This window comes from Allofournierella sp. (assembly GCF_048388525.1).
In the GTDB taxonomy this organism is placed as follows: Bacteria; Bacillota; Clostridia; order Oscillospirales; family Ruminococcaceae; genus BQOK01.
In genome coordinates this window covers 18,452-33,702 of sequence record NZ_DBGCTQ010000049.1, presented here as the reverse complement: position 1 = coordinate 33,702, position 15,251 = coordinate 18,452, and the positions used below count along the sequence as shown (strand labels likewise).

Genomic DNA, 15,251 nt, shown 5'->3' with positions numbered 1-15,251 from the left:
ATGATCCGTGCGTATGTGGAAAACCTGATGGGCCTGCCCCCCGGGGCGATCACGGAGATCGCTTTTTTGGGCGAGGCTCAGGCCGGGCGTATCCCCGCTGCCCAGCGGGCCGAACTGGCGGCCGAAAGCCGGCGGTTCGGCTGCCGGCTGGCGCAGCAGGTGCGCGCAGAACACGGCGAAGCGCCGGTGGGGGAGCTGCCGGAACGGTACGGCCTCCGGGTGGAGTGGGCCCACGGCCAGGTGGATGCGGACTATGCGCTGTTCGCCTGCTTTGAGCCGCCGGACAGGGTGCTGGTGAACCTGGACAATGTGCAGGCCACCCACCAGCTCATGGAAAAAGAGGGCCTGCGGCAATGGCTGGGGGCGGTGGACGTGGGCGAGGTGCTGCTTGCCCACGAGCTGTACCACAGCCTGGAAGCCGGCCAGCCGGACCCTTTCCCGCAGAGGAAGGTTCCCATCAAGGGCCTGCTCTTTGGGACTGCCAGCCGCCGGGTAGCCTGCCTGGAAGAGATCGCGGCCATGGCCTTTGCCGAAACGCTGTGCGGCTTGCCCTATTCGGCCTATTTGCTGAATGTGGTCATGCTGGAGGCCGGGCATCCGCAGAGGGCGGCGGAGCTGTATGAGCGCTATATGGATTGCGGGGGATTGTTATGATGCTGCTCTATGTGAGCACGGCCGTGTGCGTTTTGGCGCTTGCCGCCGTGGGTGTGCTGCTGCGGGTGCGCCGTTACCCGCTGAACGGCCAGGAAAAGGCTGTGGTGCACGAGGCGGGCGTGACCGCCATGCTGGGATATCTGTGCTTTTTACTGGCCGGTTTTTTGCTGTGCGGCAAGCTGGCGGACCCTACCCTGGGCGGCACACGGCCCGGCAGCTACAGCCTGCTGGCGGCCCTGGCCGCGCTGTGCGGGGTGACCGGAGGCTTTGTTCTTTTGTGGTGCTATATGAAAAAGAGCGTGGCCTATGCCGACCGGCTGGTACAGGTTTCCTGGCTGGGGCGCACCCGCGAGATCCGGTGGAGCGAAGTGCAACGGGTGAAGGTGCCCATGATGAGCCGAACCGCCGTGTTCTGCACCGAAAGCGAAAAGCTGGCGGTCAACGGCGACCCGAAGCAGTACAAACGCTTTATTGAAACGGTGCGCTGGCTGGTACCCCAGCATGTGGGCAGCGATACGCTGGCCCAGCTGGCTGCCCGGCTGTGACGCCAAAACATTGAGGATGGACCAAGACGCCGCGCTGCGGCAAAAAATAGGAGGACTATAAAATGAAATACGACGTGGAGACCGTGAAAAAAGAAATGTATTCCGGCGTTCTATGCGATGTGATGGATGGCATGGGCTACCGCAGCCAATCCATCGCCCGCACGGTGATGCCGCTGAAAGACCATACCGTGATCTTTGGCCCGGCGTTCACCAGCATTGGGACACAGGTGTACTCCATGCCGGCGGATCCCCTGACCGCCCAGTGCAGGGTGGTGGATCAATTGGGGGAAGGCGAGGTATACGTGCTGGTCATCCGCGGCGAAAAGAATTGCGCCGTGTTCGGTGAGCTGTTCGCCACCGCCGTGCTGGGCCGCAAGGGCGCGGGCGTTCTGACCGACGGCTACGCCCGGGATGTAAAGCAGCTTCACCAGATGGATTTCCCCCTGTTCTACGGTGGCCGCGACCCCCGCACCTCCAAGGGCCGGTGCGAGATCAACGAGTGCCAGATCCCCGTGACACTGGAAGGCGTGACCATCCACCCCGGCGATTATATTTTCGGCGATATCGACGGCGTGGCGGTTATTCCGGCCGCCATTGTGGATGAAGTGCTGGAAAAGGCCATGGAGACCATCAAAAAGGAGGACACGGTGCGCGACGGGCTGAAAAACGGCGCGTCCCTGCAGGAGGTCTACTCCAAGGTCGGCGCGATCTGATAAAGAATGCGGCCCCGCCCCGGGCAGGCCGGCAGACCCGAAAAAATAAAAGGAGACAGCGCCTTCCCAATTTTTGGGGAGGCGCTGTTCTTCAGTATTTTGCAGCGTGGGGTTGACACGAAAGGAAAAGCTGCATATACTTATATCATAAACTTACAAAAGGATGTTACAAAACAAGGACCAGGAAAGGAGCCCCACTATGGATACCTTAAACGGCCGCCCAAAACTGCTCAAACAGGCGAATCTGTCGCTGATCCGCAAGGTGATCACCGCCCAGGGCACAGCAACCCGGGCCGAGATCGCCCGCAAGACGAACATCAGCTCCACCACTGTTCGCTCGCTGCTTGCCGAAATGCTGGAAAACGGCGAGATTGAAAGCCTGGGCTTCGACGCCTCCAGCGGGGGGCGCAAGGCCCAGCGCTACGGCTTCCGGCCTGGCCGCTACCACGGAGCGGCCGTGTGCCTGTACGACGGCGAGGCCTATGGCCTCTTGGTGGATGTGTGCGGCCAAATTTTGCAGACCACGCCGCTGGAAATGGAGGATGGGATGGCGGAGGCGGCCATCTTTGCCTTTTTGGACGGCCTGACCCGGGAAAAAGAGATTAAGGCCATTGGGGTGGGGGTGCCCGGCATCGTGGAGGGCGGGTGCGTGCTGCGAAAGGATAAAAATACAGAGGAGTTTCATAAAACGGATCTGGGCAGTACCTTGGCCCGGCGGTACGGCCTGCCCGTGGTGCTGGAAAACGACCTGAACGCCACCGCCATCGGCCTGGGGCGTTGCTACGAGCACCTCTTCCCCCGGGAAGGGGCCGAAAACACCAACATGGCCTATCTGCATTTTGAGGAGGGCTGCGTGAGCGCGGGCTTTATTGCGGGGGGGCGCATCGTGCGGGGCTGCAACAATTTTGCAGGGGAGTTGGGTCTTGTTCCACAGGAGGACGAGCGCCTGCTGGACGAGGTGATGAAGCCCTCCTTGAGCGACGCGCAATACACGCGGCTGGTGGTGCGGGTTCTGGGGTGGATCTGCGGTATCCTGAACCCCCGGTATGTGGTGCTGGGGGGGGCCAGCTTCCGCAAAAACTGTCTGGGCGCCCTCACCGAGGGGCTTACGGCGCTTCTGCCCAAAAACATGCTGGCCGAGCTGCTGTATTCGGCCGACCATCAGCACGACTATCACAGCGGCATGGCATGGCTGACTGCGGCAAAAATGTTTGACGAAGTCCATCTTGTAAAGGAGTGAGCGATATGAAAAGCAGCAGCCACGGGCCGGGGGCGGGCACAAAAGCGCAGGGCCGTTTTCTGGCGCAGGCGGCGTTTGGAACGGCCTTTGGCTATCTGACCAGCGGGGTGTGCCTGACCGGCCTCGCCATCTGGATGGGCGCGGGCGACGTGCTGGTGAGCTACCTGAGCGTGGCGCTGAACCTGTGCGGGGTGCTGACCCTGGCGTTCGCCGCTTTTTTGGAGCGCTTTTCCAGCAAAAAACGGCTCGCCCTGGGTCTGACGGTGCTCTCGCGCCTTGCCACCGTGGTCATTGCCGCGATCCCGGCGGTGCTTCCGCAGCGTTTGTGGCTGGCGGCGTTTGTGCCGGCCGTGCTGGTCGCCTTCACACTGCAGGCCCAGACCACTGTGGTGCTGAACCAGTGGATGCTGGCCTTTGTGGAGGAAAAAAACAGCGGACGGTATATCTCCCTGCGGCAGACCTTTACCCTGGTGGTCACGGTGGCGCTGTCGGTGGCCGGGGGGTACTGGCTGGACCGGATGGAGGGGCAGTATTGGGGGTTTGCGCTGCTGTTTGCGGCGGCGGGCGCGCTGGGCGCGGCCGAGGTCGCGGTGCTGGCGCGCACGCCGGACAGTGGGCGGCAGGCGCAGCCCGCCCAAAGGTGCCGGCTGCGCCAGCTGGTGGGCCTGCCTGTGCGGAACCGGCGCTTTTTAGGGTTTGTAGCCTATATTCTTGCGTTTTATTTGCTGCTCAACGTGTCGGACAGCTTTACGATGGGATACATGATAAAATATCTGGAGCTGCCGTATCAAACGGTCACCGCGCTGTACATGCTCATCTCGCTGCCGCAAGTGGTGTGGCTGGGGATCTGGGGAAGGATCAGCGACCGGTGGGGCCATCGCAGGGCGCTTGCCGCCTCGCTTTGGCTGTTTGCGGGCGAAACGCTGTTCATGGCCTTTGCCGGGCCGGGCAGCTGGCAGGTGTTCATCCCGGCGGCGTTTTTGGTGTCGTCGGTGGCGAACGCCGGGTTTGCGGTGGCGGTGTTCAACCGGAGGTATGAGCTGATGCCCCGGGAAAACCGCATTGTATACGATAACTTTTACACCGCGGCCATCGGCCTGGGGGTGATGCTGGGCCCCATGGCGGGCGGCGCGGTGAAAAGCGCGGCCCAGGCAAGCCAATGGATCGCGGGCGCCGCGCCCTTTGCCGAGATCCGGCTGCTTTACCTGCTCTCCACCGCGGGTATTTTGCTGCTGCAGCTGCTGGCGGTATCTGCCGGGCGCAGGGGCCGGGCGGCCTGCCGAAAGGCCTGTGCGAAGCCCGCGGCCTGCTGCACGGCGGGAGTGGAAAATTAAAACCAGAGGGTCTGCCTTGGGCAGACCCTCTGGTTTTGACCTTTTACATTACAAGTTTTTCGTGTATTGCAGTTTAATTTCACATGAAAGCATTTAATATTAAGACGCCGGGATTTGGTTGTGCTATACTGGGCCAAGCCTTGTTGGGGAATTTTTCGTGGGATTTCTAAGGGAAGAGAAAAAATCAGAGGAACACAAAATGGAAAATCAATGGGACAAGCTTTTTGCTGTGTTCGGCTGGCCCAAAGGCGGCTTTCACCCGGGCACGCGGCAGTATTTCGGCAACCTGGAACAGCTGATGCGAAGAGATGCCGATAAGATGATGTTGGAAGGCCAGGCTGCCGAAGCCCTTTTGCATTATCAGCAGCACCAGGCCGAACAACTGGGTCATGTGGCCCTGCAAAATTTCAAGGCCGGAGTCTTTTTTGCGTTCTGGCTCACCGGCTCGACATTTTTTCATAGGTATTAGGCGGGAAGTCTTTCTCCGAAAAGCGTTGCCCTTAAAAATTTGAACTGTTCCACCCCCGGTTGGGGATCTTGGTGTATTTCATGTAGATGCGCGCGGGGGGCAGCTCCAGTTCGCCGCACACGATATCACAAATGGGGCTGGTTAGCTTTTCGTAGCGGTGCGGAGCCGCTCTGCCTCCATGATGGAGCGAATTTTCTCCTTTTTCAGACCCATGCTACAAAGAACATATAAAAGAAAACGCCAAAACAGAACGTGGCAGCGGCAATATAAACATACTGCCATTTTGCAGCACCTCGCAGCATGAAGAAAACTGCAATCAAATAGACAAAGTGCACGGCCAGATCCACCCATTTAAGGTGTGCGTCCCGTTTGTCAGAGAGCAAACAGCGAATAAAACTGACCAAAAAAGGCGGAAAAACCAGCGCGGTATTCACAAAAAATGTTTGGACGGTGGCCGTGTTGCGGTGGGTTGCCACAAAAACTGCGTTGTAAAGCAAAACGCCCAAAGCAAGGCCACACACATTTAGGATATAGTCGTCTACATCCAGCGATCCCGTTGCCAACAGATACTGTGCTGCCTCTATGCCCGCCGGGAGCAAAAAACAAAACAGTGCACAGGTGGCTTTCCTTATCTGGGGGATATAGAGCTTTATAAAAAGCCCCAGCGGTAAAAAAGCAAGAATGTTTCCCAGTACGGGCATCGAAAAAAATCTGATCTTGCCGATGGTCGCAAAGGGAATCAAATTCATTTTTCTCGGCAAATCGATCGGATTAAAATATTCCTGGCCGGTCAGCAGAAAGAAAATTAAAAAGCGGTCGATGAATGCGATGAAAAATATAAAAAGGTAAAAGGACGTGATGACGCCCAGCAATCGCTTTTCCTTTCGGGTGTAGACTGCAGTGGGGAAATCGCCCATTTTGGCCTCCTATTCGTTATGCCATAATTCACAAGTCACGATAGCCCCTGCCCTTTGCCCAGGGTGAAATACAGGATCACCAGGATCACCAGCGGGGCCGCAAAGCGCACCGCAACCCCCCAGGGCCGCGCCAGAGGGAACGGCTTGCCGCCTTGGGGGCCAATTTCCCGGGCGGCGTTTTTTGTGCCCCACACCCAACCCACGAACAAACAAAAGCACAGCGCGCCCAGGGGGATCATTAAATTGTCGGTGAATTTTTCCATCACCGCGTTCATGGGTAGCCACTGGAACCCGGCCGAAAAATCGAACCAGGGCAGGTTGATCCCGCGGCCGCCGGCCTGGCTCAGGGAATAGCCGGCGCCAAGCAGCATTAAAGGAAGGGCCAGCAGGCCGGTGGCCTTTAGGCGGCTCAGGTGAAACTCTTCGATCAAAAAGGCGGTGCAGCTTTCCAGAATGCTGATGGCGCTGGTGAGGGCCGCGAGAAACAGCAGCACAAAGAAGAAAAGCCCGAACAACCGCCCGCCCGGCATTTTTGCAAACACCTCCGGCAGGGCCATAAAGGCAAAGCCGCCGCCCATGCCCAGCCCCTCTTGGCCCAGGGTCACAAAGACCACCGGCACAATGGCCGCCGCGCTGAGCAGCGCCACCAGCGTGTCCAGGGCGCAGATGGAAGCGGCGCTTTTAAAAAGGTCGTCGTTTTTGGGCACGTAAGAGCCATAGGTGATCATGATCCCCATGCCCACGCTCAGCGAAAAAAAGGCCTGGCCCAGTGCCCCCACCAGGGTGTCGCCGGTCAGGCTGCCCGGCTGCACGGAGAATAAAAACCGCAGCCCTTCGCCCGCGCCCGGCAAAGTGACCGCCCGCAGTGCAACCGCGATGAGCAGCAAAAACAGGCAGGGCATCAAAACCTTGCTCACCCGCTCGATGCCGCCCGAAACGCCCCGCACCACCACATAGATGCACAGCGCCAGAAAAGCGGCCGCCCACACAAGGGGCTGCAGCGGCTGGGAAATAAAGCCCGAAAAAAAGGCGCTGTAGCGGTCCGGTCCCGCGCCAAAGTCCGCACCGGTCAGGTAGACCCACACATACTTGAGCACCCAGCCGCCCACCACGCTGTAGTAGCTCATGATCACAAACAGGGTGACCACGCCAATGCCGCCGGCAAAGCTCCAGCGGCGATCCAACTGGCGGAAGGCCCCCACCACGTTCTTTTGGGTGGCCCGCCCGATCGAGAGCTCGGCCAGCATGACCGGCAGGCCGATGAGCGCCACGATGGCGAGATAACACAGGATAAAGGCCCCGCCGCCGTAGGCGGCCACCTTGCCGGGGAATTTCCAGATGTTGCCCAGGCCCACGGCGCTGCCCGCCGCGGCCAGAACAAAGCCCAGTTTGCTTGCCCATTGGCTGCGCTGTTGTTCCTTCATTGCCCTCTTTCACACCTTTGACCGAAAAATCACAGCCATTTTATCACATTGGGGCAAAAAAGTCATCCATTTACAAAAAAGCGGCGCTGCGCAGGGGTCAAAAATTTGAGCCGTTCCATCCCCAGTCCGGGGTCTCGGTGTACTTTACATAGATGCGCGCCGGGTCCAACCCCAGCTCCCCGCCCAGAATGTCGCAGATGCGGCCGGTCAGTTCGTCGTACCGGTCGGGGGAGGACCCGCCATATACCGACACCTCCACCATGGCGGCGGGCTCGCTTGTGCCCTGGAACCACAGGCGGTATTCGGGCTCAAAGCCCACCATGAGCCATTGCTCGGTCTTGCCGGGCAGCGAGGCGATGGCCTGCCCCAGCAGGGTCTTAAGGGTGTCTTCGCTGCCCTCGCTCACCGGCAGATTGGTTTTGACCTGGATAAACGGCATAATAATACGCTCCTTTTGTATTTGTGCGGCGCACCGGGGGCGGTGTGCCGCTGCTTTGGGATACACTGGGCTGCGTGCGAAACAGGGCAAAGGTCACTGCTCCCCGTCTGCGTGCCGGCGCAGCAGCTGCAAAAATTCGTCGCCATAGCTCTCGCATTTGCGCACGCCCACGCCGGGCACCTGCAAAAGCTCCTGCCGGGTGCGGATGGGCCGGGCACACATGGAACGCAGGGTGGCGTCGGTGAACACCACGAAAGCCGGCACCCCGGCCCGGGCCGCCAGCGTTTTTCGCAGCGCTTTGAGCTGGGCGAGCAGTGCCTGGTCCAGATCCCGCTCGTCCGGCGGCGCGGCCCTGTGGGCAGGGCGCGCCGCAAGGCACGCCACCGGCGCGCGGCAGGCGTCGGGCGCACAGACCGAGCAGGCCCCGCAGGAAGCGAAGGGCTGGGCCTGGCCAAAGTAGCGCAGCACCTCGCCCCGCAGGCAATACCGGCTGTGGCAGTAAAAGGTCATCTGTTTCAGGCGCTCGCGCTGGCGGTCCTTCAGAACTTCTACATCCTCGTCCTCGCCCTCGGCAGGGGAGCTGTTGTCGATCAAGAAGTTGCCCATGCGCACATCCCCCGGGGAATAAAGCAGAATGCAGTCGGCCGGCTGGCCATCCCGCCCGGCGCGGCCTGCCTCCTGATAATAGCTTTCCAGATCCAGGGGCATGTTGTAGTGGATTACAAAATTTACATTGGATTTGTCGATGCCCATGCCAAAGGCGTTGGTGGCTACCATCACCTGCACCCGGTCGTACAAAAAGGCGTCCTGGCTCTGGCGGCGGGGTTCCGGCTCCAGACCCGCGTGGTAGCGAGCAGCGGAAAAGCCGTCGGCCAAAAGCCGCGCGCACACCTCGTCCACTTTTTTGCGGGTGGAACAATACACAATGCCGCTGGCGCCGGGCCTTGCCCGCAGATAGGCGGCCAGCGCGGCGTATTTATCCTTTTCCGGCAGGCGCTCCACCTCGAAAAACAGGTTCGGCCGGTCAAAGCCGGTGGTGAGCTCCAGCGGCGAGCGCAGGGCCAAAAGGCGAAGGATATCCTGCCGCACCCGCTGGGTGGCGGTGGCGGTAAAAGCGCCCAGCGGCGGCCGGGTATGCAGCCCTTCCAAAAATTCGCCGATCTGCAGATAGCCGGGCCGGAAGTCCTGCCCCCATTGGGATACGCAATGCGCTTCGTCCACGCAAACCAGCGAGATGAGCACGCTGTGGGAAAAACGTACAAAGCCCGGCGTGAGCAGCCGCTCGGGGGCCACGTACACGATTTTGTACATACCGGCACAAGCGTTCTCCAGCGCCTTGCGGCACTGGCCGTCGGTAAGGCTGGAATTGATATAGGCCGCCCGCACCCCCATCTGGACCAGGGCCTGCACCTGGTCCTTCATCAGGCTGATGAGAGGGCTCACCACCACGGTTACGCCGGGCAGCAAAAGGGCGGGCAGCTGGTAGCAGATCGACTTGCCCGCCCCGGTGGGCATCACGGCAAGAACGTCCCGCCCGGCCAGCAAGGCATCGACCACTTCTTCCTGCCCGGGGCGGAAGCTGCTGTAGCCGAAGACGGATTGCAGGGCAGAATATTTCTGGTTTTCTTCCATGCTCATCCCCGTGCCGCTGCCCAGGCCAGATACAAAACGCCCCGGGCGGCCAGAGGCGCAGCGCCGGGCGCAGGCTCATAGCAGTGCACCTTTGGGAAAGAGCCCTCGGCGGCCAGCAGGTCGGCCATGGCACGGCGCAACGGGTCCTTGCCCGCCACGATCACCTCGGCCCCGGGCTCCAGGTGCAGCGCGCCCGAGCCATGGATCGCAGCAAGATCGCTTTGAAGCACCGCGCCCAAAAGATAACTGGCCACCGCTTGAGGGGGCTGTTTGCCGAACTGGCTCAAAATGCGCCCGGAAAAACAGGCACGCCCCAGACCGGTCTGCTTCGCGGTGCGCCAGCCTGCCAGGGCCAGCTCGCGGTCATAGCCCTCCGGGCTGGCAAATTGGCGCTGCACGGCGTCGGCCAGGATGGTGCCGGTGGTAATGGCGGCCAGCAGCTCGCCGCTGATGGTGGTAAGGCAGCCGGTCAGCCGGCCCGCTGCGTCGGCAAAAACGAATTTCATATGGCTGCCGGGCAGCACCAGCAGATAGGGCCTGCCCGCCGGATACTCGTGCAGCAGGGCCAGGGCTTCCACCTCTTCGCCCCGCATGATGTCCATGGGCTCAAAATGCCCGGCATCCACCGGTTCGGCTGCGTTTTTTACACCGGGAAAAAAGGTGATGGGAACCGGGCATACCCCGGATACAAGGCGGGTAACGGCGTGGGCGGCCAGCTCTGCAGCGCCGGCGGGGGCGGTGCAGTGAGGGATCTCGCACAGACCCAGGTTCGAGGTGATCATACCGCTGGCCAGTACCTGGCCCACCTGGTCCCATTGGGCCCCGGCAGCGGCCAGGGCCTCTTCCAGGCAGTGTTTGACCGCGGCTTCCAGCTGCGCGGTGCTGCCGGTGACAGCGGTATCGCGCACGCCGGTCTCCGCCTTGGCGGCGGCCAACACGGCCCCCGCGTGATCGAGCAGGAACACCCGGGTGTTGGTGGTGCCGGTGTCGATGGCAAGGGTGCAGGGTTCCATTGTTTTTCTCTCCTTTAAAGGCATTATAACTGGCCGGTGTAGCGGCGCGCCAGAGCGGAGAGCCCTTCAAAATCGCCGGCTTCCACCAACGCCTTTTTAGCGATATTTGAACCGACGCCCACCCCTGCCATACAGGGCAGGGAGAGATATTCCAGAAGGTTTTCTTCGTTCACCCCGCCCATTGCCAGCAAGGGGACGTGAGACAGGGGCGCGGTGATGGCTTGAATATAAGACGGGCCAAGGCAGCCCGCCGGGAACAACTTTACCAGTGCGGCCCCCGCGTTCCAGGCGGCGGCGATCTCGGTGGGCGTGAACGCCCCCGGCACAACCGGAACGCCCAGTGCATGAGCGGCTTCGATGACCCCGAGATCCAGATTGGGAGTAAGCAGATACTGCGCACCCGCCTGAACCGCCGCCCGGGCCTGCCCGGCGGTAAGAACGGTGCCCGCGCCCACGAGCATTTCCGGCCCCATTGCCTCGCGCACCTGCCGGATGGCGGCAGGTGTGTCGGCAAGGGCGGTGGGGCTTGCCTGATCGAAGGTGATTTCCAGCAGGCGGATACCCCCGGCGCGCAGCGCATGGGCGGTGGGCAGAAGATCGGCGGGCCGCAGGCCCCGCGCCGCAACGATGATGCGGTGCTGTTTGACCTGATGCAACAGATCCAGCATAGGCGATGATTCCTCCTGGTAAAACAGTGATATGGCCGGAGCGGCCCCTTTTTCTACGATTAAAGTATACCACGCAGGGAAAGGCAAAACAATTGCCAGAGCGGCCAAACCGCGGTACAATAAAAAGAGAAATTCTGGCACGGAGTGCGGCGAAAAAGCCGCCCGCAAAGGAGGGGCCACCTGTATGTATATTGCCGATCTGCACATCCATTCCCGCTTTTCCCGCGCCACCAGCAAGGAAGGCGATGCGCCCCATCTGGACCTGTGGGCACGCCGCAAAGGCATTGGGCTGGTGGGCACAGGGGATTTTACCCACCCGGCATGGCGGGAGGAACTGCGCCGGCAGCTGGCCCCGGCCGAACCCGGTTTTTATACCCTGCGGCCGGAATATGCGCTGCCGGATGCGACCTTGGGCGCGGGGCAGCCGCGCTTTGTGGTGACGGGTGAAATCAGCTGCATCTATAAAAAAGGCGACAGGGTGCGCAAGGTGCACAACCTGATCCTGCTGCCGGGCCTGGACGAGGCCGACGAGCTGGCCCGGCGGCTGGAAGCGGTGGGCAACCTGCACTCGGACGGGAGGCCTATTTTGGGCATGGACAGCCGGGACCTGCTGGAGCTGACCCTGGAATGCTGCCCTGACGCAATGTTCATCCCCGCCCATATCTGGACCCCCCATTTTGCCATGTTCGGAGCGTTTTCGGGGTTTGATACGGTGGCGGAGTGCTTTGGCGACCTGGCCGGCCACATCCACGCGGTGGAGACCGGCCTCTCCTCGGACCCGCCCATGAACTGGCGGGTGAGCGGGCTGGACGGGCTGACCTTGGTTTCCCACTCGGACGCCCACAGCCCGGCGAAGCTCGGCCGTGAGGCAAACCTTTTAGACTGTGAGCCTGCCTGGCCCGCCCTGAAAAAAGCAATCGAAACGGGGGAGGGATTCGGCGGCACGATTGAATTCTTCCCGGAAGAAGGGAAATACCATCTGGATGGGCACCGGGCCTGCGGCGTGTGCCTTACACCGCAGGAAACCCTGGCCTGCGGGGGGCGCTGCCCGGCCTGCGGCAAAAAAATCACCATTGGCGTGGAACACAGGGTGGAAGCGCTGGCCGACCGCCCGGCGGGATACCGCCCGCAAGGAGCAAAGCCGTTTGAGAGCCTGGTGCCCCTGCAGGAAACTGCCGCGGCTGTTTTGGGGGTGGGGGCGGCCAGCAAAAAAGCGGAGCAAACGTATTTTGAACTGCTGGCAAAGCTGGGGCCGGAATTTTATATCCTGCGCCAGGCGCCCCTGGAAGATCTGAACCGGGCCGCCGGCCCGGTGTTTGCCGAGGGGGTGCGCCGGCTTCGGGCGGGACAGGTGCTGCGCCGGGCCGGATACGATGGTGTGTACGGCGTGATTGGCCTGTTCGAGCCCGAAGAGCTGGAGGAATTGAACGGGCAGACCACCTTTCTGGCCGCCGAAAGGAAACGCGAAATCAAACAGGCAGGGCCGCGCCGACCGGCCAATAAAATCCGTTTGGCACCTGGGAAACCCGATGAGACCGCGGGCAGGGCGGCGGGCGGCCCACAGGAGAGCGGTCCGCTTGCCGGCCTGAACCCGGAGCAGGCCGCGGCTGCCAGCGCGCCCGAGGCCGAGGTGGCGGTGGTGGCGGGGCCAGGCACTGGGAAGACCAAGACCCTGACGGCCCGCATTCTGTGGCTGCTGGAGCAGGGGACAAAGCCGGGCCAGATCACCGCGGTCACCTTTACCCGCCAGGCAGCGGCCGAGCTGCGTGAGCGGTTGGAAGAGGCCCTGGGAGGAAAGGCCTCATTGCGGGGAATGACCATCGGTACCTTTCACAGCGTTTGCCTGGAGGTGTGCAAAGGCCGCCCGCTGCTTGCGGCGCAGGAACAAAAGCAGGCGGCTGCACAGCTGCGGGCACAATTTGGCCTGAAAGGAACGGACCGCCGCATTCTGGAAGGCGTTTCCCGCCAGAAAAACGGATTGTCCGGCGGCGCCGGGCCGGAGGTGCTGGCTGCCTACGAGGAGCTTTTGCAGCGGCAGGGCGCGCGCGATCTGGACGATCTTCTGCTGGACGCTCTGCGGGCCGGCCCGGGCCGCAGCCAGCGTTTTTGCCATCTGCTGGTGGACGAATTTCAGGATACCAGCGAGGTACAGCTTGCCCTGATCGAGACCTGGCACGCCGCAGGGCAGAGCCTGTTTGTCATCGGCGACCCGGATCAGGCCATCTATGGGTTCCGGGGCGCGGCGGGCCGGTGCTTTGAGCGGTTGGGGCAGGCTTACCCCGCCCTGCGCACCGTAACCCTGCAAAAGAACTACCGCAGCGCGCCGCCCGTGCTGGCTTGCGCCCGCGCGCTGATCGGGCACAACCCCGGCGGCCCCCGCGTGCTGCAGGCCGCCCGGACCGGGGGTGCGGCGGTGCGGCTGCTCACGGCGCCCACCCCCTTTGCCGAGGGGGTGTTCCTTGCCAAAGAGATCGCCCGCCGCACCGGCGGCATGGACATGCTCACCGCCCGCCCGGGGGAGAGCGAGAGCTGCTATGCGTTCTCGGAAATGGCGGTGCTGGCCCGCACCCATCGCCAGCTGGAGCTGATCGAGCAATGCCTGCGCCACGACGATATCCCCTGCCTTGTGGTGGGCAGGGAGGACTGGCTGGAGGACGCCGCAGTGGGCCACGCCCTGGCCGCGCTGGAACAAAAAGCTGCCGCGGGTTCCAAAGAAAAGCCCCTGCGCCTTGTGCAGGAGTGGATGCGGGAAAACGGCAGCAGCCCGGCACTGGAAAAACTGGCGGGCGCCGCGGCCTGTTATTCCACCGCCGCCGCCCTGCTGGATGTGCTGGCAAACGGCGGCGAGGGTGACGTGCACCGCCGCAGCGGCAGGCAGGGCGCGGCAGGCGCTGTGCGCCTCATGACCCTGCATGGCGCCAAGGGCCTGGAATTCCCGCTGGTGTTCCTGGCGGGGGTGAGCGCGGGCCAGCTGCCCCTGGAACGCCCGGGGAAGCCCCTTTCGGCCGCTGAGCGGGAAGAGGAGCGCCGCCTGTTCTTTGTGGGCGTGACCCGCGCCCGGGAGGAGCTGGTGCTCACCGCGCCCGGTGCAGCCAGCGGCTTTGCGGCCGAGCTTGGCGAGGTGGAGCGGGGGCAGGTGCCGGGCGCCGGTCCGCGGCCCAGGCAGCTGAGCTTTTTTTGACGGGCCCGGAACAAATAAGGGCGCCCCGCCGCGACAGAGATTCACGGCGGGGCGCCCCCTTGTGTTTATAAAAAGGTCAGCCAGGCAGCTTTGCATCCAGCCAGTCCAGCAGATCGGCATAGACCTCGGCCTTGTTGGTTTCGTTCAGCAGCTCATGGCGTTTGCCCGGATACAGCTTCAAGGTCACGTCCCGCACACCGGCGGCGCGCAGCTTTTCCGCAACCTGGGTGGGGCCCTTGCCGTAATTCCCCACCGGGTCTTCATCGCCCGCCACCACAAAGATGGGCAGGTCCTTGGGCACACGGCCGGGCCAGGCGGGGCCGTTTACTTCGGTAAGGCCGGCAAACAAATCCCGGTAACCGGCGGCGGTAAAAACAAAGCCGCAGTCCGGGTCGGCCTCGTAGGCCACACAGTTGGCTTCGTCGGTGGAGAGCCAGGCGGATTTGTTCACCGGGTTTTTGATCTTTTTATAGTAGCTGCCGGTGGAGAGCTTGTCGATCAGCCTGCCCGGGCTTTTGGGGCCCCTGAACTTGATCTGCAGATTTGCCAGCAGCCGGGCAAAGCCCAGAGCAGGGTTTTCGCCCATGGTGCCGCAGAAAATGGCCGCTGTAAGGCTTTCGCCCCAGCGCGCCACATAAGAGCGGGCCAAAAACGAGCCCATGCTGTGCCCCATCAAAAACAGGGGCAGGCCCGGATACATGGCGCTCACCTCGCCCAGCAGGGCGTGCAGATCCCCCAGCACATATTCCCAGCCGTTTTCGTCTGCAAAATGGCCTTTTACGATGGCCGAGCGGCCATGGCCCGCATGGTCGTTCATGCACACTGCCCAGCCCTGCCCGGCCAGCCAGGTGGCGAACTCATCGTATCGGGCGCTGTGCTCGGCCATTCCGTGGGCGATCATGAGCACGGCTTTGGGCGCTTCGGGCGCCCAAAGCCGGGAGAAGATCTCGCCCTGGCCGCTTGCGGCGGGCCGCCGCCAATCTTTTTTGTTTACCTGCATTTCTTACCGCCTTTCCGGGCCC

General features: G+C 62.2%; 14 protein-coding genes. 7 read left to right on the top strand and 7 right to left on the bottom strand.

Going from position 1 to position 15,251, the window contains the following annotated elements; genetic code table 11:
* From ACMLHZ_RS05520 to ACMLHZ_RS05495, 6 genes are all read left to right on the top strand, one after another.
* Positions 1-654: a hypothetical protein gene (locus ACMLHZ_RS05520; RefSeq protein ID WP_418666780.1), complete on the top strand. Its 654-nt coding sequence runs from the start codon at positions 1-3 to the stop codon at positions 652-654.
* Positions 651-1,199 carry a hypothetical protein gene (locus ACMLHZ_RS05515; protein ID WP_418666779.1) on the top strand — a complete coding sequence of 183 codons (549 nt, stop codon included), beginning with the start codon at positions 651-653 and terminating at the stop codon, positions 1,197-1,199. Before ACMLHZ_RS05520 ends, ACMLHZ_RS05515 begins: the two co-directional genes overlap by 4 nt.
* Before the next feature lie 62 nt (positions 1,200-1,261).
* Positions 1,262-1,912 (top strand): RraA family protein, encoded by a 651-nt coding sequence (locus tag ACMLHZ_RS05510; RefSeq protein WP_418666778.1) that lies wholly within the window; start codon positions 1,262-1,264, stop codon positions 1,910-1,912.
* A 199-nt stretch (positions 1,913-2,111) separates the two neighbouring features.
* A complete protein-coding gene (locus tag ACMLHZ_RS05505; RefSeq protein WP_418666777.1) occupies positions 2,112-3,152 on the top strand; it encodes an ROK family transcriptional regulator in 1,041 nt (346 codons plus the stop codon).
* 5 nt (positions 3,153-3,157) lie between these two features.
* Positions 3,158-4,486 carry an MFS transporter gene (locus ACMLHZ_RS05500; RefSeq protein ID WP_418666776.1) on the top strand — a complete coding sequence of 443 codons (1,329 nt, stop codon included), beginning with the start codon at positions 3,158-3,160 and terminating at the stop codon, positions 4,484-4,486.
* A gap of 199 nt (positions 4,487-4,685) precedes the next feature.
* The gene (locus ACMLHZ_RS05495; protein WP_418666775.1) at positions 4,686-4,955 is read left to right on the top strand and encodes a hypothetical protein; all 270 of its coding nucleotides are present in this window, start codon (positions 4,686-4,688) and stop codon (positions 4,953-4,955) included.
* 203 nt (positions 4,956-5,158) lie between these two features.
* Here the strand turns inward: ACMLHZ_RS05495 and ACMLHZ_RS05490 are convergent, their stop codons facing one another.
* From ACMLHZ_RS05490 to ACMLHZ_RS05465, 6 genes are all read right to left on the bottom strand, one after another.
* Positions 5,159-5,872, bottom strand: coding sequence for a VanZ family protein (locus tag ACMLHZ_RS05490; RefSeq protein ID WP_418666774.1), 714 nt, complete (start codon positions 5,870-5,872; stop codon positions 5,159-5,161).
* Between the two features lie 35 nt (positions 5,873-5,907).
* A complete protein-coding gene (locus ACMLHZ_RS05485) occupies positions 5,908-7,296 on the bottom strand; it encodes a sodium-dependent transporter (RefSeq protein ID WP_418666773.1) in 1,389 nt (462 codons plus the stop codon).
* Positions 7,297-7,393: 97 nt separating this feature from the next.
* A complete protein-coding gene (locus tag ACMLHZ_RS05480) occupies positions 7,394-7,735 on the bottom strand; it encodes a phenylpyruvate tautomerase MIF-related protein (protein WP_418666772.1) in 342 nt (113 codons plus the stop codon).
* Between the two features lie 93 nt (positions 7,736-7,828).
* Positions 7,829-9,373: a RecQ family ATP-dependent DNA helicase gene (locus tag ACMLHZ_RS05475; protein ID WP_418666771.1), complete on the bottom strand. Its 1,545-nt coding sequence runs from the start codon at positions 9,371-9,373 to the stop codon at positions 7,829-7,831.
* A complete protein-coding gene (locus tag ACMLHZ_RS05470) occupies positions 9,370-10,380 on the bottom strand; it encodes a 2-dehydro-3-deoxygalactonokinase (protein ID WP_418666770.1) in 1,011 nt (336 codons plus the stop codon). The genes ACMLHZ_RS05475 and ACMLHZ_RS05470 overlap by 4 nt, the downstream gene beginning before the upstream one ends.
* Before the next feature lie 23 nt (positions 10,381-10,403).
* Positions 10,404-11,048, bottom strand: a complete 645-nt coding sequence (locus tag ACMLHZ_RS05465; RefSeq protein WP_418666769.1) for a bifunctional 4-hydroxy-2-oxoglutarate aldolase/2-dehydro-3-deoxy-phosphogluconate aldolase — start codon at positions 11,046-11,048, stop codon at positions 10,404-10,406.
* A gap of 184 nt (positions 11,049-11,232) precedes the next feature.
* On the opposite strand from ACMLHZ_RS05465, the gene ACMLHZ_RS05460 reads away from it, so the two are divergent.
* Complete coding sequence (locus ACMLHZ_RS05460) at positions 11,233-14,229, top strand: UvrD-helicase domain-containing protein (protein ID WP_418666768.1); 2,997 nt, start codon at positions 11,233-11,235, stop codon at positions 14,227-14,229.
* Positions 14,230-14,305: 76 nt separating this feature from the next.
* Here the strand turns inward: ACMLHZ_RS05460 and ACMLHZ_RS05455 are convergent, their stop codons facing one another.
* Positions 14,306-15,229: a lysophospholipase gene (locus tag ACMLHZ_RS05455; RefSeq protein WP_418666767.1), complete on the bottom strand. Its 924-nt coding sequence runs from the start codon at positions 15,227-15,229 to the stop codon at positions 14,306-14,308.
* Positions 15,230-15,251 lie beyond the last annotated feature (22 nt).